20 protein-coding genes are annotated in these 21,608 nt (G+C 41.4%); all 20 read right to left on the reverse strand.

All coding sequences use genetic code 11. From position 1 onward, the window contains the following. Nucleotides 1–10: 10 nt before the first annotated feature. The gene (locus tag FC814_RS06135; RefSeq protein ID WP_000930628.1) at nucleotides 11–1,435 is read right to left on the reverse strand and encodes a phosphomannomutase; all 1,425 of its coding nucleotides are present in this window, start codon (nucleotides 1,433–1,435) and stop codon (nucleotides 11–13) included. 5 nt (nucleotides 1,436–1,440) lie between these two features. Beyond that, nucleotides 1,441–2,187 (reverse strand): glycosyltransferase family 2 protein, encoded by a 747-nt coding sequence (locus FC814_RS06140; RefSeq protein WP_001222850.1) that lies wholly within the window; start codon nucleotides 2,185–2,187, stop codon nucleotides 1,441–1,443. After that, nucleotides 2,187–3,593: a mannose-1-phosphate guanylyltransferase/mannose-6-phosphate isomerase gene (locus FC814_RS06145; RefSeq protein ID WP_000926415.1), complete on the reverse strand. Its 1,407-nt coding sequence runs from the start codon at nucleotides 3,591–3,593 to the stop codon at nucleotides 2,187–2,189. The genes FC814_RS06140 and FC814_RS06145 overlap by 1 nt, the downstream gene beginning before the upstream one ends. A 5-nt stretch (nucleotides 3,594–3,598) precedes the next feature. After that, nucleotides 3,599–4,060, reverse strand: coding sequence for a GDP-mannose mannosyl hydrolase (locus FC814_RS06150; RefSeq protein WP_000166825.1), 462 nt, complete (start codon nucleotides 4,058–4,060; stop codon nucleotides 3,599–3,601). Nucleotides 4,061–4,062: 2 nt separating this feature from the next. Continuing rightward, complete coding sequence (locus FC814_RS06155; protein WP_010347078.1) at nucleotides 4,063–5,028, reverse strand: GDP-L-fucose synthase; 966 nt, start codon at nucleotides 5,026–5,028, stop codon at nucleotides 4,063–4,065. A gap of 3 nt (nucleotides 5,029–5,031) precedes the next feature. Beyond that, the gene (gene gmd, locus FC814_RS06160) at nucleotides 5,032–6,156 is read right to left on the reverse strand and encodes a GDP-mannose 4,6-dehydratase (protein ID WP_024165189.1); all 1,125 of its coding nucleotides are present in this window, start codon (nucleotides 6,154–6,156) and stop codon (nucleotides 5,032–5,034) included. A gap of 18 nt (nucleotides 6,157–6,174) precedes the next feature. Further along, the gene (locus FC814_RS06165) at nucleotides 6,175–7,200 is read right to left on the reverse strand and encodes a glycosyltransferase family 1 protein (protein WP_000256236.1); all 1,026 of its coding nucleotides are present in this window, start codon (nucleotides 7,198–7,200) and stop codon (nucleotides 6,175–6,177) included. Next, nucleotides 7,200–8,456: an O-antigen polymerase gene (locus FC814_RS06170; RefSeq protein ID WP_137325660.1), complete on the reverse strand. Its 1,257-nt coding sequence runs from the start codon at nucleotides 8,454–8,456 to the stop codon at nucleotides 7,200–7,202. The genes FC814_RS06165 and FC814_RS06170 overlap by 1 nt, the downstream gene beginning before the upstream one ends. A gap of 8 nt (nucleotides 8,457–8,464) precedes the next feature. Then, on the reverse strand, nucleotides 8,465–9,274 hold the full coding sequence (locus FC814_RS06175; RefSeq protein ID WP_001087210.1) for a glycosyltransferase family 2 protein: 810 nt from the start codon (nucleotides 9,272–9,274) through the stop codon (nucleotides 8,465–8,467). 6 nt (nucleotides 9,275–9,280) lie between these two features. Then, nucleotides 9,281–9,991, reverse strand: coding sequence for a hypothetical protein (locus FC814_RS06180; protein WP_000701379.1), 711 nt, complete (start codon nucleotides 9,989–9,991; stop codon nucleotides 9,281–9,283). Further along, nucleotides 9,988–11,232 carry a flippase gene (locus FC814_RS06185; protein WP_000023341.1) on the reverse strand — a complete coding sequence of 415 codons (1,245 nt, stop codon included), beginning with the start codon at nucleotides 11,230–11,232 and terminating at the stop codon, nucleotides 9,988–9,990. Before FC814_RS06185 ends, FC814_RS06180 begins: the two co-directional genes overlap by 4 nt. Before the next feature lie 15 nt (nucleotides 11,233–11,247). Then, nucleotides 11,248–11,790, reverse strand: coding sequence for a dTDP-4-dehydrorhamnose 3,5-epimerase (gene rfbC, locus FC814_RS06190; RefSeq protein WP_001100714.1), 543 nt, complete (start codon nucleotides 11,788–11,790; stop codon nucleotides 11,248–11,250). A gap of 4 nt (nucleotides 11,791–11,794) precedes the next feature. After that, nucleotides 11,795–12,673 carry a glucose-1-phosphate thymidylyltransferase RfbA gene (rfbA, locus tag FC814_RS06195; RefSeq protein WP_137325661.1) on the reverse strand — a complete coding sequence of 293 codons (879 nt, stop codon included), beginning with the start codon at nucleotides 12,671–12,673 and terminating at the stop codon, nucleotides 11,795–11,797. Between the two features lie 58 nt (nucleotides 12,674–12,731). Continuing rightward, the gene (gene rfbD / locus FC814_RS06200) at nucleotides 12,732–13,631 is read right to left on the reverse strand and encodes a dTDP-4-dehydrorhamnose reductase (RefSeq protein ID WP_032225613.1); all 900 of its coding nucleotides are present in this window, start codon (nucleotides 13,629–13,631) and stop codon (nucleotides 12,732–12,734) included. Then, nucleotides 13,631–14,716, reverse strand: a complete 1,086-nt coding sequence (gene rfbB, locus FC814_RS06205) for a dTDP-glucose 4,6-dehydratase (protein WP_105289997.1) — start codon at nucleotides 14,714–14,716, stop codon at nucleotides 13,631–13,633. The genes rfbD and rfbB overlap by 1 nt, the downstream gene beginning before the upstream one ends. A gap of 371 nt (nucleotides 14,717–15,087) precedes the next feature. Next, the gene (gene galF / locus FC814_RS06210; RefSeq protein ID WP_000183032.1) at nucleotides 15,088–15,981 is read right to left on the reverse strand and encodes a UTP--glucose-1-phosphate uridylyltransferase GalF; all 894 of its coding nucleotides are present in this window, start codon (nucleotides 15,979–15,981) and stop codon (nucleotides 15,088–15,090) included. 174 nt (nucleotides 15,982–16,155) lie between these two features. Continuing rightward, nucleotides 16,156–17,550 (reverse strand): colanic acid biosynthesis protein WcaM, encoded by a 1,395-nt coding sequence (wcaM, locus tag FC814_RS06215; RefSeq protein ID WP_137325662.1) that lies wholly within the window; start codon nucleotides 17,548–17,550, stop codon nucleotides 16,156–16,158. Between the two features lie 10 nt (nucleotides 17,551–17,560). After that, nucleotides 17,561–18,781 (reverse strand): colanic acid biosynthesis glycosyltransferase WcaL, encoded by a 1,221-nt coding sequence (wcaL, locus tag FC814_RS06220; RefSeq protein ID WP_105289995.1) that lies wholly within the window; start codon nucleotides 18,779–18,781, stop codon nucleotides 17,561–17,563. Continuing rightward, complete coding sequence (wcaK, locus tag FC814_RS06225; protein WP_137325663.1) at nucleotides 18,778–20,058, reverse strand: colanic acid biosynthesis pyruvyl transferase WcaK; 1,281 nt, start codon at nucleotides 20,056–20,058, stop codon at nucleotides 18,778–18,780. The genes wcaL and wcaK overlap by 4 nt, the downstream gene beginning before the upstream one ends. 71 nt (nucleotides 20,059–20,129) lie before the next feature. After that, nucleotides 20,130–21,608 carry a colanic acid undecaprenyl disphosphate flippase WzxC gene (gene wzxC, locus FC814_RS06230; RefSeq protein WP_137325664.1) on the reverse strand — a complete coding sequence of 493 codons (1,479 nt, stop codon included), beginning with the start codon at nucleotides 21,606–21,608 and terminating at the stop codon, nucleotides 20,130–20,132.

Below are 21,608 nucleotides of genomic sequence, written 5' to 3' on the forward strand. Positions count from 1 at the left end.
TAAGATTATGTCAGTTACGTAAAAGAACAATATTACTTAATACTGTATTGACATATGTTTTCGCCTGACTCTCATCATTAGCTTCAGTATAGCAACGAAGCTCAGGCGCATTACCTGATGGGCGAAGATGAATAACAGCACCGTTTGAAAGTGTAAATCTTGCACCATCTGTTTCATCAATATCAATGCAAGTCAGTGTTGAAAATCCCAACTTATTTAAAAAAGCATCGGGCGCTGAAATCGCATCATTAATTATTTTTTTGCTTTCAACGCTTGGGAAATCTTTTACACGATCGGACCAAGTAAAACGCTGAGGAAGACTTTCAACTAATGTTGATATTTTACCTTTACTGGCTGTCGTTAATAACATTAATACAGGTAATATCGCGTCGCGGGTTGGTAACGCCTTTAACGTTTTTCCATTAATCAACAGGTCTGATGCCAGAAGAAAACCACCATTGGCCTCAAAACCAGCAATAGCGTCGTATCGATTCTTAAGTTCTTCAAACGCAGCAATAACATACGGGGAACCGATTTTTGTACGTTGAATACATGTGAATTTGTTTGATAGCTCAACTGCGGTATTACAACTGACTGGAATCGCTAATGCCTGAATTTTTAAAGCATCAGCAGTTAGAAGTCCCAGGATATCACCTCTTAACCACTCACCTTTTTCATCTGCTACAAGCGGTCGGTCACCATCTCCATCGGTGGAGAAGATAGCGTCCAGCTTAAATTTCTCCGACCATTCACGCGCTCTTACTCGATCTTCCTCACTAACTGCCTCTGTATCAATGGGAACAAATTCATCACTTCTGCCCAAAGATACGACTTCAGCACCTAATTGACTAAATAATGGGGCATATAAATCCCTACCGGCACTAGAGTGTTCGTAAATACCGATTTTTTTGCCTTTTAGAATATTTTCATCAAATAATGACACATATCGTGCTATGTATGAATTAGCACCTTGAGAACTAGTTTCCAAATGAGGTAATGCAGTTACAGGAGAAAACGTATATTGACTATTTGCTATCGCAACTTCATCTTCTTTTGTAATTTCCCCATCTGGTCGATAGAATTTCAATCCATTGCGATCAAATGGGATATGACTTCCGGTAACCATAATGCATGGTATGCCTTTCTGCATCGAATAATATGCCAACGCTGGTGTAGGAATGACACCATGATATTCAACGTTGAACCCATGTTGTTTTATTGCATATGCGCATGCCTGTGCAATTTTATAACTACTGGGACGGTTATCGATTGCTAAGGCTACCGTATTAAAGTTAGATTTATTTTGTACAACTGAAAGGAAAGCATGGGTGAACGCAGCGCATACATCATGGGTAAAATCAACGACTAAACCGCGCGCACCACTAGTGCCGAAAGCAATGTTGCTTTGATCAATAACTTTATTAGCATTTAACATGATGATTACTTTTTAATAAATTGAGGGAGTTTTGAAAGATTTTTATACGCTAAGGCTAATGGCCAGATAATACCATTATTCCTCATAACACGAATATCTTCCATTGACTTATTAACCATTGAAGATATTGAGCGATTGCTAATTCCGCCAACACGCATCTTCACTAATACTTTAGGTAAATAAGCTACCGAAACTCGTTGTTTTAGAATATAACGCAATAATGAGTCATAATCAGCAGAAATCCGATAATCTAATGAAAAATCACCAAATTTATTATAACATTCACGTTTCATATAAAATGATGGATGAGGTGGCATCCAACCTAATTTCATTCTCACACGGCTAAACGTGCCACTTTTCCATAATCTAATACGTTTAGCCGTATCATTCTGAGAAACGTATTCCAGATCACCATAAACAGCATCACACCCCGAATTTTCAAATGTTTTTGCTATATCTGCAATAACATCATCATAAGCAAGTAAGTCATCAGAATGTAAAAATCCAATAACATCACCAGTAGCTACCTGAATACCTTTATTCAGCGCATCGTAAATACCTTTATCTGGCTCGCAAATGATTTTTGAAACTCTTGTACAATTACTTTTAATTAGCTCAATTGTATTATCGTTAGAGGCCCCATCTATAATTATATACTCTATATCTGGATGCGTTTGTTTTTCCAGAGAGAGCAATGTATCAAGCAGAGTTTTTTCACTATTATAGGTTGCTGTAATAATAGAAATCCTCATTAGTATCCAACCCCTGATGAAGAAACTCTTATAACATCATCCTCTTCCAGGTAGACACCGGATCTAACTTCAATTATTTCAAGTGAGATCTTGCCAGGATTTTCAATTGAATGTGGAACGCCAACAGGAATATATGTTGATTCATTTTCTGAAACAAGATAGGTCTTATCCTCAAGATGAACCTTAGCTGTCCCCGATACAACCACCCAATGTTCAGTACGATGATAATGGATCTGTTTAGCCGTAATGTGTCCAGGTAATACAATCACATGCTTTACCTGGAATCGTTCCCCTTCAGCAATAGTATCATGACTACCCCAAGGACGAAAAATTTCCCGATGCTGTAAATATTCTGTTCGATTATTCTTTTTAAGCTGTGCAACTATATTCTTAACTTGCTGAACTTTGTCTTTATGTGCAACCAATACAGCATCTTTCGTTTCAACGACAACCAAATCCTTTATGCCCACTGCACCAATAAGTCTATGCTGCGAATAAAGATAACTATCTGTAGCATCTTCGACCAGTACGTCACCACGAATGGCATTACCGCTTTGATCTTTTGAGCTTATTTCCCATAACGCAGACCATGACCCAACATCACTCCATTGCGCATTTAACGGAACGACGACAGCTTCAGATGTTTTTTCCATAACGGCATAATCAATTGACTCTTCAGGGCAGCAAGAAAAAGAAGAGTTATCCAAGCGGATAAAATCTAAATCTTGTGTCGAGGAAGCTAAGGATTGTTGGCAACTCTCTAAAATATCTGGGCGGAATTTTTTCAGTTCATCAATAAATACAGATGCTCTGAACATAAACATTCCACTATTCCAAAGATAGCCACCATCTGACAAATACCGCTGAGCTAATTCTAGCCCTGGCTTTTCAACAAAAGCTGCAACTTTATAACCTTGCCCACCAAGTGAATCACCTGACTTAATATAACCATATCCTGTCTCTGGAGCAGTTGGAACTATGCCAAAGGTAACCAACTTACCTTGCGTCGCGAAATCCTTAGCAGCCAAAACTGCTGCAATAAAACTTTCTTCATTCTGAATTTCATGGTCAGCTGCAAGAACCAAGAGTATAGGATCCTCTCCAGCTACCGTTGCCTGAAGTGCCGCAAGCGCAACGGCAGGTGCAGTGTTCCGTCCAACAGGCTCAAGCAAAATTCCACTATGCTTTAAACCTACTTTACGCAATTGTTCAGCAACGATAAAACGATGTGATTCATTACAAATAATCAAAGCAGGAGTGTGTTCAACCTTTTCAAGCCGTCGCAAAGTCTCTTGCAACATAGTTAACCGGCTATTTAAGGACAGGAACTGTTTCGGATAAAGTGTACGTGAGAGAGGCCATAATCTGGTCCCAGAACCACCGGCCATGACAACGGGAAGTAGCATATTTATTACCTTGGAATAAAATAATTTTTGGTATACTGATGAACAATAGTGCTATGAAGTAAGGCTTCTACATCAAACCACTTGTAGGAATTATGCTGGGCCGTTGGTAGTCGAATTTGCTGAGGATTAAATTGGGTTTCGTATCCATGCACTATGTAGTGAGTAGAAAAATCGGTCCCAGAAACATTATCATTATAGAAATGTTCATACACCCCAAGAAAATTCGCCTGATCAAGAGTGATTTGGTAGCCTAATTCTTCAAATGTTATCCTTTTAAAAGCTATCTCGAATGACTCATCCTTAAAAATTCGCCCACCAGGTACAAACCAATAATTTTTCGCAGGGCGATTCAGGCGCTGCCCAAGCAGCACCTCACCTTTATCATTTCTAATTATGAGATCAATCGAGATTAGAGGAGTATGCTCAACTATTGTTTTAAATAACTCAAATTCTAATCTCTTAGTCACAATTAGCCTCGGAAAGTATTTTTATTTTCGAGAAACCATTGATATGTCAATGATAAACCTTCATATAAACTATAGCGATATTCCCAACCTAAATTTTTTAAGCGAGTAACGTCCATTAATTTACGTGGTGTACCATCTGGTTTTGTAGCATCAAAAACAATTTTCCCTTGATAACCAACTACAGAGGCCATTGTTTCAGCCATTTCACGTATAGAACAATCAACACCTGTGCCTACATTAATATGGGATAACATTGGCTGTGTATGTTCTTGATAAATTTTGTCTTCAAGCTCCATAACATAAACCGAAGCTGCAGCCATATCATCAACATATAAAAATTCACGCATTGGAGTTCCCGTTCCCCAGACAATAACTTCTGGTGCACCGCTTTCTTTTGCCTCATGGAATCGACGCATGAGGGCAGGAATAACATGCGAATTTTCAGGATGAAAATTATCATTAATACCATACAAATTAGTTGGCATTATGCTCCGATAATCACGCCCATATTGCCGATTGTAAGATTCACATAATTTTATTCCCGCAATTTTTGCGATGGCATACGGCTCATTTGTTGGTTCAAGTATGCCTGTTAAAAGCGCAGATTCTTTCATTGGTTGATCTGCGAACTTAGGATATATACAGCTAGAACCTAAGAATAGTAATTTTTGAATTCCAACTTTATGAGCTGAATGAATAATATTACTCTCTATCATGAGATTCTGATAGATGAATTCTGCCGGAAAAGTATTGTTAGCATAGATCCCACCGACTTTTGCTGCGGCAAGATAAACTTGATCAATACACTCCTCTTCAAAAAAATGTTTAACATCTTTCTGAATCGTCAAATCGAGTTCTTTATGTGTTTTAACAATTAATTCAATATCATTACGTACTGATAATTGTCTACAGATTGCAGAACCCACCATACCTTGATGTCCTGCGACATAAACTCTTTTCTTTATCATGTATTAACGCTCCAGAGAAACCGAAACATCATAGCCATGGCTTTTAAGAAGTGCATGTTGTTTTGCTTTTAACAAATCGCTAGCAACCATTTCCGCGCACATCTCTTCAACTGTAATCTCTGGCTCCCATCCTAATATATTTTTTGCTTTTGCAGGATCACCTAAGAGGGTTTCAACTTCAGCAGGACGGAAATAACGAGGATCAACCCGAACTATAACATCCCCAACATTTACACCAATAGCACAATCGGAAATTTTATTTACTACTGTAGCTATCTCATCCACACCTTCACCAGAGAATTCAAGTTCAAGACCGACTTCTTTAGCTGCCATACGGACAAATTCACGCACAGAAATCTGTTTACCTGTGGCAATGACGAAATCCTCTGGATGATCTTGCTGAAGCATCATCCATTGCATGCGAACATAATCTTTAGCATGTCCCCAGTCACGCAACGAATCTAGATTACCCAAATATAGGCATTGCTCGATCCCCTGTGAAATATTAGCTATTGCACGAGTAATCTTACGAGTGACAAATGTTTCTCCACGGCGTGGCGATTCATGGTTAAAAAGAATTCCATTACACGCATATATGCCATAAGACTCACGGTAGTTAACTGTTATCCAATAAGCATACATTTTCGCTACAGCGTATGGCGAACGCGGATAGAATGGAGTAGTTTCACGTTGAGGAATCTCTTGAACTAAACCAAAAAGTTCTGAAGTAGATGCTTGATAGAAACGTGTTTTTTTCTCCAACCCACAGATTCGTATTGCTTCCAATAATCGTAACGTCCCTATTGCATCTACATCTGCTGTATATTCTGGTGACTCAAATGACACAGCTACATGAGATTGTGCACCAAGGTTATAAATTTCATCTGGTTGAATCTCCTGAATTAAACGGATCAGATTTGAAGTATCGGTTAAATCTCCATAATGTAATATAAAATTAGGCTCATCTACGAATCGGGATTGATAAATATGATCAATTCTATCAGTGTTAAATGACGATGCTCGCCGTTTTATACCATGTACTTCATAACCTTTTTCAATGAGAAATTCGGCAAGATATGAACCATCTTGCCCAGTTACGCCAGTGATAAATGCAACTTTTTTCTTCATTTTAATCATCTTATATTCCTAAATATTTAATTCGTTATAAACATTAATTGTTTCGTTAACACATTTTGACCATGAAAATTTTCGCGCCTGAAGTAAACCTCTATCGACCATATCATTTCTTTTTAAATTAACTAATTCTAAAGCTTCTTTTAAAGTGAACTCATTAATATCATCAATATAAATAGGCGCATCTCCTCCTACTTCTGGCAATGAAGATGTATTCGCACAAATAACTGGACATCCGGCCTGCATAGCTTCTATGACAGGTATTCCAAAGCCCTCATAACTGGAGGGATAAACAAGAGCATATGCAGTATTATATTGTATATTTAAATCTTCATTACTCAAAAAAGAAAAATGTTCATATCTATTTTTCAAATATTTCTCAAGGAGTTCTTTTTCATATTTTTTGAGTGCTCCTCCACCTACTATCGTAAGCTTTAAGTCATGTAACTTTCCCACAGCTTTAACTGCAAGAACAAAATTTTTATAACCTTCTCTAGCACCGACAAATAAGACTGAGTTATTGACTCTTATATCCAATAGGTTGGATAGATGTTTATATGATGAAGATACACCATTATAAATCACTCTAATTTTGTCTTCACTAATTGGGCAGTACTTGAGTAAATCCCTGGCTGTGTTGTTTGAAATACAAATTACGATATCACTATTTTTGATAGCATGATATTTTTGAAGTGTATGAATGAATTTTGACATTCCTCCTCTATATTTTTCATATGTGAAATCATGAACAGTTGTAACATTTTTTACATTTAAATAAGGATTTTTATGTACTCGATAATAACTTGAGTGAAAAACGCCACCTTTAACATCAGAAACATTTTTATATCTTTCTAAAACTCTTGGTGTACGATATTGTAACTTTAAGTTATTTGTATCGAACTCAAACTCTTTATTTTTATACAACAAAATTTCAGCCTGGTAGTTTGACTTCGCCATTCCCTGGATCAACTCATTAAAATATACACTTATTCCACCAAATGATTGGAGGTTATAAATAATTCCATCAATAGTTACCATTATCGCCCCCGTAAGGTAATACGTTCGATTAGAACGAACAATATCATAAAGAAGATTAGTAACAACACATATGCAGGCCCAGTAAAATACGTGCCAAATGAAGGTGAAATAAGAATTAAAGAAAGTAGCAGATACGAAGCAGAGTTTGTTATTACGTTTTTATTGAAAACTTTGAGTTTAGCAAAAATATAGCCATAAAATATATTCATAGGTGTCAGGAATGTTAAAATTACCAACCCTACATATCCATAATCAACAAAATTATCCATCCCCTTTGAAAAGGCTGGAGTATGACCAGATTCCGCAGCACCTGGATAATATATTTCATTTACATGAAGGAAGCCATACACAAATGGTTTCTCTGGAAACAAACTTCTCGGTATATAAGACCAAAATTGACTGAAATAAACTGTACCATTAAATAATTTAACTACGCCTTTATCAAGATCCTGAAGCAAATAAATACTATTTTGATATTGATCAAAATAAGACAACACGACATCAACATTCATATTACCAATAGCTAAAAACAAATTATAAAGAATGGCACATGCTGCCAGAGGCGTAACTAAAATGAGTCCAAATTTTAAAAACTTAGATTGATTGAGGCTTAACACTGCAAGATAAAAAATCGCGAATGAAAGAATAAAAGTTTTTGAGCCTAGAAAAAACACCAAGACACAATATAATATAGCACATATAAATAATTTCATTTCTGAGCGTAAAGCTAACGCTCTAGTAAAATAAGATGCTGAAAGCGTACTTAAAGAAAAAGCATATAAAAATCCATTACCTTCTCGATAGTTTTGATAACCGTCCCTTGGATTCATTAACCATCCGGAAATACCTATTTCTGACTTTGAAGAAAGAAGAACAAATAAAGCGACAAATAGAATTAATGTAATGTTGGATATTCTTTTTAATTTACCTTTTGAAATCACATGGTTGAAGGAAATTTCACTTTTTTTAAATACTGTATTGAACACCAAATAAAAGAAAATTATAGACAAAATACCCGTAAAAGAATAGATGTTATATATAAATAAAGCTTCATTATAATATTCATTTAAAGCAAAATCCGCACCATAAAAAAGAGGAGCTAAGATATTTTCTAATAAAAAAACCGGAAATAAAATAATCGCATAAATTGTAAATGGATTGGCAATTTTAAGCCTTAGTGTTTTCGTAGCTAATAAAGAAAAAGAGAAATATAATACTATAGCTATTGTAATATTTAAACAATAAATTATGACCACACCCCCCCCTATCTTAGACCGAATAATTTGCGCTTAATTGATTTTGTTTTCTGATATAATTTTTGTGGAACAATTTTTTTAAATAAATCCTGCAAGATATTATAAAAAATAAATTTCACCTTGTATGATAGAGGCATGGAAATTTTATTTTTAGCAAGAATATATGCGATTTCCTCCTTAACCAATTCTTTATTAGACTCATTTGAACTTATACCGGAAGCATCCATAATTGATACAGGAAAATTAACATAATGTATTTTATCCGGATCAATTGTTCGTATCAAAAAATCACTATCAGCCGCTATTTTTAATTTTGTATCAAAGCAATTAACATTATCTTTAAAAAGACTTGAGTGCTGAAAAGTCCCCTGATGAGGAGGGAGCGCGGGTCGACCACATTCCCATTTTTTCTTTATTTCCCCATAAATCCCAACTATGTTATCTTTTTCACCAAAATACACATCACCATATATAGTTGTTGCATTCTCATTTTCACGCATAGCATTGATTATTTTTATAAGCGTATTATTTTCATAAAAGGTATCGCCGGCACCCATAAAAATAACCCAATCGCCCGTTATGTGAGGTAGAGCTTTATTCCAAGCGTCGTATATACCTTGATCAGACTCGCATAAAAAATAATCGATGATGTCGGTATATTTTTGTATATGCTTTAGTGTTGACTTATTAGAGTTACCATCAATTACAATCCATTGGATATTATCATAAGTTTGATTTTTAATAGATTCCGCTGTCTTGCAAAAATCATATCCACAATTGTACGTTGATGTTATTATAGTGATCCTTAAGCTATTCATCTCTACTCACTTATTTTTCATAGCAATATATTTCAACCTTAATTCTTTAATCAAGCTCTTAACTTTACTATCAGTACAATACTCGATATTAAATGTGCCAGAAAAACCTCTTATTTTTGGTATTATTGTTCCAATAACTCCTGTTAATTTATTTTTTTCAATCTGTTCAAAAAAAACATGTTCTAAATAAACCCCATCAAGGTCTCGAACATTTTTATAAGAATCAGCAAAGAAGTCATGATATAATTTTTTATTTACCACATAAAACCTTGTGTCAATCATATTCTCCTTCAAAAAAGGCACTGGAATAAAAAAAGCCTTTCCATTGAACGCTTTTATGCATTGCCTATAATTATCAACATATAGTTTTGAGGTGATTTTTGCGAAATGTTCTGCCCCAGATAAATAGTGGCTATTCATTAATGCATATTCAACTATCTCACCTTCTCCGTAACCTTTGCCATAAGATTTAACACTCTCCACATCGTTTTTAAAATGTAATATTTCGATTGAATCCTTATTAATTATTTCTTTATCATTATAGATATCTTTAGTTAGATCATAATCACTACCATCACATATTACGAGTGAATCTGCATTTTTTGACAACTCCCTTATCGCCTTCAATGTAAGTGATAATCTTGCATTTTCATCAGAAAGATTTGTAAGCGGAGCATTAGGTGAGATACAAGAAGTCACTAATACCGGGATTTTCATTTTTTCTTTTCCAGCCTCAACGAAATAAGCATTAAAATAAAATAATCGACGGTAACTCTTGCGCTCCAAGCATAAGCAACACCGGCAACAGAAAAATACATAATCGAGAAATATAAAACTAGCAGGTATGGAATACATTCAATAAGATGAATGACCCCCGTAATTTTTGCATATCCTTTCGATTGGATTTGAGCAAACGGAACCTGAGCAAAAGAATTGAATACAAAACCTATCAATAATATTTGAAATATATAAGGACTCTCTGTGCTATATTGTTTCCCAAGCCATAAAGTTATGATATCACCAGCTTTAAAAGAAAATATAATAGCTATAATTATGCTACTTACACCAATTAATAGTGTAGCCTCTTTTATTATTTTTTTTCTCTCACCTTTTGTATTATTCTTACATAGTGCAGGAAAAATTGTCCTTGCGATTGTTGTTGGCAATATAAGTAACTTTGATATCGCATCTGCAGGGGCAATATATAACGATGCTTTAGCAGGACCAACTGCATTTGACAATATAAACCGGTCAATATTTGTAAGCAATGGGTTAATTATACTACTAATACTTGCCCATCCGCCAAAACTTAATAGTGCTTTTGTCTTATTTAAACTAAGATCCATTGTGACTTTGTTATTTCTAAAAACAAATAACACACTTAAAAGAGCTCCAGTTATTCTCGCAATGACCAGCCCCCAAGTAGCATTAAGCAAACTAATATTTTCATGAATAAGAATAATAGGTAGTATTGCAGTTAAAATACCTGTGATTGTTTTTTGTATATTTAATAATTTGAATTTTTCATATCCCTCTAATATCCCCCAACAAACCAAATTCAGAAGGTAGAACGGTAGACAATAAGATAAAACACCTATAGCGTATGCTACATTCTCAGTTTGTTCAGGCCCACTAATTAAGGATGCTATTTTATGATCACTGTAATAGAAAATAACGGAAACAACAATCCCAATAAATATAGTTAAAAATACTGATGTTGTGATTACTTGACTAGTTGCTTTTATATCATTTTTATTTAACGATATCTCGCGCACAACTGCTCGCGAAAGCCCAAGGTCAAATATGCTAGCGTATCCTACTATTGTAAAAAACATTAAAAAAAAGCCAAAGTCTGTTATTCCCAAAGCCCTTGCCAAATAACCCATCGCAGGTATTGACAATAAAGTTGGGATTGCATATCCAGCCAAATTTATTAAACTATTTATTTTAATGCTCATTATTAATGTCTTTTATTAATAATCAATTTTTATAAATGGAGTACCCAAACAATCCTTTGGTGACAAAAGAGGTTCGTTATCTAATTGCCAATCTATGTTTAATACAACATCATTCCACATAATACATCTCTCATGATTTTTTGAGTAAAAATTATTTGTTTTATACAATATTTCTGTTCCTTCTTCTTTTGAATAAAACCCATGAGCAAACCCCTCAGGGATCCACAACTGGCGCTTATTCTCAGCAGATAAATTCACACCAACCCACTTGCCAAACGTAGGTGACGATTTGCGAATATCAACCGCAACATCAAAAACTTCACCGACAACACAGCGTACCAGTTTTCCTTGGGCATAAGGTTCTAGCTGGTAATGAAGCCCGCGTAATACGCCTTTGCTGGATTTAGAATGGTTATCCTGAACAAATTCAACCTTCCGCCCTACAGCTTCTTCAAATACTTTTTGGTTAAAGCTCTCAAAAAAGAAACCACGTTCATCACCAAATACTTTTGGTTCAAAAATTAGCACATCAGGAATTTCAGTTTCAATTACGTTCATTTTATTAATAACCTTTAATCATTTTTAGCAGATACTTACCATAAGCATTTTTCTTCAGCGGCTCGGCTAATACCTTTACTTGCTCAGCATCAATAAACCCTTTACGGTAAGCAATCTCTTCCGGGCAAGATACCTTTAATCCCTGACGCTCTTCAATCGTTGCAATGAAGTTGCTTGCTTCAATAAGGCTTTGATGCGTCCCTGTATCCAGCCATGCATAACCACGCCCCATCATAGCGACAGACAAACGTCCTTGTTCCATATAAATACGGTTAATATCGGTAATTTCCAGTTCACCACGGGCAGAAGGCTTAAGGTTTTTCGCCATTTCTACAACGTCATTGTCATAGAAATAAAGTCCGGTTACAGCATAATTGCTTTTTGGCTCTAATGGTTTTTCTTCAAGACTAATGGCTGTTCCGCTCTTATCAAACTCCACGACACCATAACGTTCAGGATCATTAACGTGATAAGCAAATACCGTTGCACCGCTTTCTTTGTTAACAGCCGCTTCCATTAATTTCGGCAAGTCGTGTCCATAGAAGATATTATCGCCAAGCACGAGTGCACAATCATCACCGCCAATAAAGTCTTCACCAATGATAAACGCTTGCGCCAGGCCATCCGGACTCGGTTGTACTTTATACTGTAAATTAAGCCCCCACTGGCTCCCGTCCCCCAACAATTGTTGGAAACGCGGCGTATCCTGTGGCGTACTGATAATAAGAATATCGCGAATACCCGCCAACATAAGCGTTGAAAGCGGATAATAAATCATCGGCTTATCATAAATCGGCAGCAGTTGTTTACTTACTGCCATCGTCACAGGATAAAGACGAGTACCAGACCCACCCGCCAAAATAATACCTTTACGCGTTTTCATTTCACCATTCCTTTTAATTCATCCCGCTCTGGCATCATGAGCGAGATGCAAAAATTTGTTAAATTGCCGTAGTCGTAAATAATTCGTTGAGCATACGTTTCACGCCCACCTGCCAGTCAGGTAAGACAAGCGCAAAGTTCTGCTGAAACTTTTCTGTATTGAGGCGAGAGTTATGGGGTCGACGGGCTGGTGTGGGATAGGCCGTTGTTGGCACGGCGTTGAGTTTGTTAAGAGCAAGGTTGATCCCCGCTTTGCGCGCTTCTTCAAATACCAGAGCGGCATAATCGTGCCAGGTTGTTGTGCCACCAGCAACCAGATGGTACAAACCAGCAACTTCGGGTTTGTTTACTGCCACACGAATGGCATGAGCAGTGCAATCAGCCAGCAATTCAGCACCCGTTGGTGCGCCAAATTGATCGTTTATTACAGCCAACTCTTCGCGTTCTTTTGCCAGACGTAACATTGTTTTGGCAAAGTTATTTCCTTTACCAGCGTATACCCAGCTGGTACGGAAAATAAGATGCTTTGCGCAATGTTCTTGTAACGCTTTTTCCCCAGCTAGCTTGGTTTCACCGTAGACATTTAGCGGTGCTGTTGCATCAGTCTCCAGCCATGGCATGTCACCAGTTCCAGGGAAGACGTAGTCAGTTGAGTAATGAATTACCCAGGCTCCGACTTCATTAGCGGCTTTTGCAATCGCTTCGACGCTTGTCGCGTTAAGTAATTGTGCGAAATCCGGTTCTGATTCCGCTTTGTCTACTGCAGTGTGAGCAGCCGCATTAACAATAACATCAGGGCGAATTTTTTTGACAGTTTCAGCCACACCTTCGGGGTTGCTGAAATCGCCACAATAATCAGTGGAGTGAACATCAAGAGCAATCAGATTACCTAGCGGTGCCAGAGCACGTTGCAGTTCCCAACCCACCTGCCCTGTTTTGCCGAAAAGCAGGATATTCATTACTGGCGGCCCTCATAGTTTTGTTCAATCCACGACTGATAAGCACCGCTTTTCACATTCTCAACCCAATTTGTATTAGCCAGATACCATTCCACCGTTTTACGAATACCGCTCTCAAACGTTTCTTGCGGTTTCCAGCCCAATTCGCGGCTAATTTTATCGGCATCAATTGCATAACGGCGATCATGCCCTGGGCGATCGGCAACATAAGTAATTTGCTCACGATAAGATTTCTCTTTCGGTACAATCTCATCCAGCAAATCACAAATTGTGAGCACTACATCGATGTTTTTCTTTTCGTTGTGTCCACCAATGTTATACGTTTCACCCGCTTTACCTTCGGTTACGACGGTATATAACGCACGAGCATGATCCTCTACATACAACCAGTCGCGAATTTGATCCCCATTGCCATAAATAGGTAATGCCTTACCTTCCAGAGCATTCAGAATAACCAATGGAATAAGTTTTTCCGGGAAATGATAAGGACCATAATTGTTAGAGCAATTAGTCACAATAGTCGGTAAACCATAAGTTCGCTTCCATGCGCGTACCAAATGATCGCTGGAAGCTTTAGAAGCAGAATACGGGCTACTTGGCGCGTAGGCTGTCGTTTCCGTAAATAGCGGTAACGCTTCGTTATTATTTACTTCATCCGGATGGGGTAAATCACCATACACTTCATCAGTAGAAATATGATGAAAGCGGAAACTTTTTTTCTTTTCATCATTCAGAGCAGACCAGTAATTGCGCGCTGCTTCTAAAAGAACATAAGTACCCACAATATTGGTTTCAATAAATGCCGCAGGGCCAGTTATTGAACGGTCAACGTGGCTCTCTGCCGCCAGGTGCATCACCGCGTCTGGCTGGTGCTGTGCGAAAATACGCGCCATAGCTACGGCATCGCAGATATCTGCATGCTCAAATGAATAACGTTCAGAATCAGAAACTTCAGCGAGCGATTCCAGGTTTCCGGCGTAAGTCAATTTATCGACATTAACAACACTGTCCTGCGTATTATTTATAATGTGACGAACTACAGCAGAGCCAATAAACCCTGCGCCACCAGTTACAAGTATCTTCACTTTTTTATTCCATATAGCTATAGAGCATGCTGTGAAATAGACTGCTCCAGAATTGATTAATAGAGGCATTAGTGCACGCTACCGCCCCTGGCTTAACAGCTACCAGAGCACTGCGTGCATGACTACGATATGACGAACCTAACTCGCTCGTGCCAAATCCGAAAAATTCAAACGCTAATTGTCTTACCAAACAGCCATAGAAACAAGGAAAATCCTGGAAAAGTTTGACGCGAAGCTGCTTGCTAACTCATTGTTATTATTGAAATTCATAAAAAACAACGGCAGGAAAATTCAATGCGCAAAACTTATGCTATGAATCTTCACTGCCGTTTTTAATTTCTTACTGACCGACACTTCCTGTCAGATTTTCGTTATTCGCTTAACAACTTCTCAATGCCTTTGCGGAACTTCGCCCCTTCTTTCAGGTTGCGCAGCCCATATTTTACAAACGCCTGCATATAGCCCATTTTCTTACCACAATCGTAACTGTCACCAGTCATCAGCATTGCGTCAACGGACTGTTTTTTCGCCAGTTCAGCAATGGCATCTGTTAGCTGAATACGTCCCCATGCACCTGGCTGAGTGCGCTCCAGTTCCGGCCAAATATCGGCAGAAAGCACATAACGACCTACGGCCATAATGTCTGAGTCCAGCGTCTGCGGCTGATCGGGTTTTTCGATAAATTCAACGATGCGGCTGACTTTACCTTCGCGATCCAGCGGCTCTTTAGTCTGGATGACGGAGTATTCAGAGAGGTCACCCGGCATACGTTTTGCCAATACCTGACTGCGACCAGTTTCATTGAAGCGCGCAATCATTGCTGCAAGGTTGTAACGCAACGGATCGGCGCTGGCATCATCAATAACCACATCGGGTAGTACGACGACAAATGGATTATCACCAATAGCCGGCCGGGCACACAAAATGGAGTGGCCTAAACCTAATGGTTCGCCCTGACGCACGTTCATAATGGTCACACCCGGTGGGCAGATGGACTGCACTTCTGCCAGCAGCTGTCGCTTCACGCGCAGCTCAAGGAGAGATTCTAATTCATAAGAGGTGTCGAAGTGGTTTTCGACCGCGTTTTTAGACGCATGAGTTACCAGGAGGATTTCTTTGATTCCTGCAGCCACAATCTCGTCAACAATGTACTGAATCATTGGCTTATCGACGATGGGTAGCATCTCTTTAGGAATCGCCTTAGTGGCAGGCAACATATGCATCCCAAGACCCGCTACAGGAATAACTGCTTTTAAATTCGTCATTATTTCATCCACCTGTAAAATGGTTGCTGAATTATAGCTTGTTCGATTTTTTTCGCCAGCATCAATTACCCTGAATTGATTACTGATTTCCTTCCGATGTTACGCCGCTTTGTCCAGGATTGCAGTAGCGTTATTCTTAAGTATGGTGCCATTTTTCCAGGAATGGTCGCAAATCTATCGTTCCCGTTTCGGTAGCCTGAAGTTTATCTTTTCCACATTAACGATATGGTGATTAATCCTGTCGATATCGACAGAGCTTTGTCCTTTTTCATTCACCGCATGAACATTTACCAGTGACAGTAGCGTCTCGTTCTTTGCCATAAATGTCCCACGGACATCCTTACGCAAGTCAAAGTTCATGGTCAATGCCGGGCCAACCGAAGATTCTTGCATCACATTGATATTACGCATAAAAAGGTGCTGCGGTTTGTTGTGTAGCTCCAGAGAAGCACGTTTCATCTCAATATTGGTCAGTGCAACAAAGGAGACAGCGTTACCTGCTGAAATTTGTATCCCGCGCAATTTCCTGGCAAGGTCAGTATTATCAAGGTGAATATTATTCAGTCTGAAGTTTTGCGGTATGGAGAGATACCTGCCTTTAATGACGCCGTAGCCGATTAACATCCCGGCACTATTAACCATTTCTATATTGTCAATAACAAAGTTATCACATCCATATATCGCTACAGTGGCGTTATCAATACCGGCTTTCTTGCTGAAATCAGGCGTAATATTGCGCGCTTTGATATTACGGATAATGAAATGTTTACCATTTTCAACATGAATCAGCTGTCGACAATCCGATCCTGTAATATTCGCCACGACAAAGTTTTTCACCGCCTGGTCTTCTGGATAGTTATTATCGTAGGTACTTCCCGCAAGGCCTATGCCGATGCCCCAGTTGATTTTGCCATTAGTACAGTTGATACGTTCTATTACGTGGTCGGAAATTAAAATATCGCGGTCGTTGATTGCCACGTTCCATTCGATGGCGTCGCCCTGTAAGTCGCTGAACTTACAATTGGTGATGTTGGCACCGATAATCTGGTTATGAAATCCCTGGCGTAAGATGGCGTAATTAGCATGGCTCACGGTCAGGTTATCGATGGTCAGGTTGCGCATAACCCGTTTATTTTTGCCGCCGATATAAATCTGCGTTACCGGGCCAAATCCGCTCATCGCCAGCCCTTTGATGGTGCAGTCAGAGCCACGCACATCCAGTGTGATGTTATGCATACTGCCGCCCTCCTCCCCTGTCACCTGGCTGCCGTCCTGTAAGACAAATCGCCCTCTGCCGTTGCCGCGCAGGCTACCGAGAATGTGTAAGGTTTTGCCAGGAGGGATGAAGATGCCGGTGTTGATGTTGTCGCAAACAAATCCGGCAGGCACGATGACCGTTTGCCCTTCGCTAAAGGCTTGTTTAAATGAGGCGATCCAGTCGTGTGGATTGTAGTCGTTGATATTTACGCTTTGTCGGGCGGGAAGTGCACGGGCGAAAGGGGTATGGAGGCAGGCAAGCGCGGAGCTTGCCGTCAGGAAGGTGCGTCGGGAGATTGTTTTAAATGACATGCGTTCTCCTCTATAAAGCTTGCAGCAAGCTGGCTAACTCTCGATTGATCACCTGCTGGTTAAAATCATTTTCGACTTTTTCGCGAGCACGTTTGACAACCGGAGCCAGTTCGTCGGTATCCAGTTGGCTAAACGCCGCCAGCCGTTGCGCCAGTGCGCGAGCATCGTTCTCAGGCACCAGCCAACCCGATTTATCGGCCTCCACCAGTTCCGGAATGCCGCTATGCAGAGTAGAAACGACCGGAATGCCGACCGCCATCGCTTCCATCAATGCCACGGGTATCCCTTCCATATCGCCATCCGCGCCCGTGACTGAAGGCAGCAGAAAGACATCCGCGTCGTCGAGCATCGCCTTAACTTCGTGGCTCGGTTTAAAGCCTGGCATCTCCACCACATCTTCCAGTTGATACTGTTCGATGAGCGTGCGTAAACGCCGCTCCCACGGGCCGATGCCGAGAATGCGATAGCGAAATGCCACGCCCTGCTCTTTGAGCTGACGGCAGGCTTCGATCGCCACATGCAGGCCTTTTTTCTCGGTTAAACGAGCAACGGAAATAATCTCTAGCGGTGTTCCTGGCATTTTAACCGGACGAGGGCTAAAGCGATTCATGTCCACCCCCATGCGCGATACAGCGATTTTTTCCGTCGGGCAGCCCATCTTTTGCAATCTCCCTGCCCACAGATCGCTTATTGGCAACATCAGGTCGCCACGGCGAAACAGTTGTTGATATTCGGGAGTGTAATGATTGAGCACTTCCCGACTGGAGATATCAATACCATGGAAAATGGTAGCGATTTTGCCGCGAATGACACCCAGTTCGCGTAATTTTGCTGCGGTTACCCCCGCAGGGCCAAAATGAGCGATGAACACATCGGCATGAAACGGTGTTGCGACCTGGCCGCAAATGGCAGACAAAATCAGGTTCCGCGACTCGGCACCATAGCGTTTGAGGTTAAGCGCCTGCCAGGTATTTTTACGATGAATGCCGCGTAAGGTCTGGCTGGCACGGTGGCGCAGTTTCGCTACTTTGCCTTGTGGTTCGTCCTGCAACCAGCGGGTTCTGGCGGCAAGGTTATATTTCGTCCATGCCGCGTGGGTATTCTGGGTGTCACCTTTTTGTAGCGCGACAATCTCCACCTCAAAGCCCATATCAATAAACGCGGTAATTTGGTTGAGGACGAAGGTTTCCGACGACAGCGGAAATTTCAGTAAAAAGAAGCCGACCTTCATTTCACCTCCCCGATGCGTTCCAGCACTGACTGCACCATCTGCATTCCCGTCTGACGTTCGCGACTGACGGCTTCGTTAAGTCGTGCGTTCAGCGCCGGAAGCTGGCCTAAGGTATCCGCAACCATCGCTTGCAGGCTGCCGTCTAATAAATGACGGATATCAATTGCCATCTCTGGCAGTCCCAACTGCTGCATAATCCCGGCGGATTTATGTTCGTAGTTGATGGCAATTGCCGGAGTGGCAAAGTTCATCGAGATAATGGCAGAGTGCAGGCGCGTACCGACGGTGAGTTCACAGGCTCCCAGAATTTTGCCCATTTCCAGATCATTAAGTTCATCCATCACTACGTGGTAACGGGCAGGATCGCTGATGTGCTGGCGCAGATTGAGCGCCACCATACGGTCGTCTTTGTTATAGCTATCGATGCCCGTGCAGGTGGAGAGCGCAATCACCTGATACCCTTCATCGAGAATGCGATTGACCACCCCGGCAAAGGCTTGCTCATACGCTTGTTGAGTGGTGCCGAGACGTTTGTCGAACGGCGCCAGCTCGCGCAGGGTAATTGCCACCGTTTTCTGTTGTGCGGCAATATTCAGCCAGTGTTGAACGGCATAGCTGGCGGTGAAATCTTCGGTGTGATGATCGACCAGCCAGGCGGTATCGACGCCATGTTCGACTTTTGCGGTAGTGATATTGCTGCGTTTCATCAGATCGAGGCTGACCGATTCGCGCAGGATCAACGCGTCGCAGTGACCGAAAACGTAGTTCGCCAGTTGGTTGAATTGCTCATTCTGGAACGGGCCGACGCTGTGACCAATCATAAACAGCGGCTTTTTCGCCATAAACGTGCAAAGCGCGTGTTCAAACTGCGGCACGCCGTAGAGATCGACAAAAAACGATCCGCCGACCTGAATAATGGCGTCGTAACCTGACAGCAGGCGCACGAAGTCAGTGAATCCCTGGGCGATGGCGATATTACGCAACTTGCCAGTGTCGGTGACGCGTGAGAGCAATACCTGATGCTGGTAGCGGCGACGGAGGACTTTTTTAACGCGCCCGACAACGCCCGCTGCGCTGTTGTGTTGTTTCATTTGCAGGAACAGCGGGTCGCCCATTACCGGGCGGTTGAGCAGCCAGGAAGAACTGACCGGATAGCGGCTCATGACGTCCACTTCGGCATGTGGATTGAGGATATTGATGGCATCAAGTAAGCCGCGCAGGATGGCGCTGTCGCCACGATTGCCGCAAGTGTGGTTGCCCAGAATAAGTAATTTCATTTTTTCCTCATAAATTTGATGCCAGGTAAGATTATGTTGTTGTTTTTATTGCCGGAGCCTAAAACAACCATTCACCCCGCCCGTAAAAGCATTTTCATTTTTTCGCTACGACAAAACTGACGCTTCACTTCCACCACCAACGGATGGCGCGACAGCACAATCATCACCACAAACGCCAGCACGCCCGCGGCTATTTGCACCGCCAGCAGCATCCCCAGCGCCAGTTGCCCTTTCAGTACAATGCCCAGTGCATAACTGACCACCAGCGTCGGAAGCGAGAGATAAAACGGTAGCCACAAACTCAGGATGTACTGCCGATAGCTGGAACCGAGCACCGGTTTAATCATCACGAAGTAGCTCAGAATGGTGTTGATAATCTGCACCAGCAGGAAGCCGAGCGTGACGCCGATCGCGCCCGCCATCTGCCCACCGATAACAATCGCCGGAATAAACAGAAAAGTTTTGAATACGTTGAATTTAAAGCTAATATCCACCCGCGCTTTCGCCATCAGCAGCGAACCAATCGGGTTACCCACCGAACGCAGCAGCCCCACCACACACAGCAATTGCAGCACCGGAATAATGCTGTTCCACTTTTCGCCAAAGACCAGCGGCACAAAATTATTCGACACTACCATCAGCCCCAGCAGCGCCGGGAAGTTGATAATTCCCACTACCGACAGCAGCTTGTAGAAGTTCACGCGCAGCTTTTCGGTATCGTCCTGAATTTTGGCAAACGCTGGAAACAGCACGCGGGTGATGATCGGGTTCAGCTTCATCGGCGGTACAACGGCCACGTTATAGGCCAGGTTGTAGCCCCCCGCCACGCCCGCGCCGAGAATACGCGCCAGCACCAGCGTCGAAAGGTTAGTATTGAGATAGTTGATGATGCTGTCCGCCGTCAGCCAGGCACCAAAGCGTAAGTTCGGTGCCACCGACGCCAGCGAGAAATGCAGACCGGGACGATAAATTTTGCGACCAAAGTAGCCAAACAGCAGCGTTCTCACCGCACTATTGACCAGATAACCGAGGATCGCGGTCATCGCCAGCGGCCAGAAATGGGCGCTAACCACCGTAAAAGTAAAGCCCGCCAGCACCGCGCTAGTTTCGATCATGCCGATTTTGTTGAACTCCAGCTCCTTTTGCATCAACGCGCGGAACTGTTGCCCGTGGGGGATCACCACAAACGCCAGCGACAATGTTTTAATCAACGGTGCCAGATCCGGATTATTCAGCACGTCGCCGATGACATCACTCAACAAAAACACTGCCACGCACACCACGATCCCCAGCCCGACGTTCAACCAGTACAGCGTAGTGAGTTCAAGATGGCTGATTTCTTTTCGCTGAATAATCGAGTTAGCGATACCGAAGTCAGAAAGCGTATCTGCCAGCGCGATAATCACCAGCGACACGGTAAGTAGGCCGAACTGGTGGTTATTGATAATCCGCGCCAGCACGGTCATCTGTACCAGCCCGAGGCTAATGATGATCACCGTGGCAATCGCCGACCACTTCGCGCCGCTGATGGTTTTTTCACGTAAGCTCAT

The organism is Escherichia sp. MR (genome assembly GCF_005280595.1).
Taxonomy (GTDB): domain Bacteria; phylum Pseudomonadota; class Gammaproteobacteria; order Enterobacterales; family Enterobacteriaceae; genus Escherichia; species Escherichia ruysiae.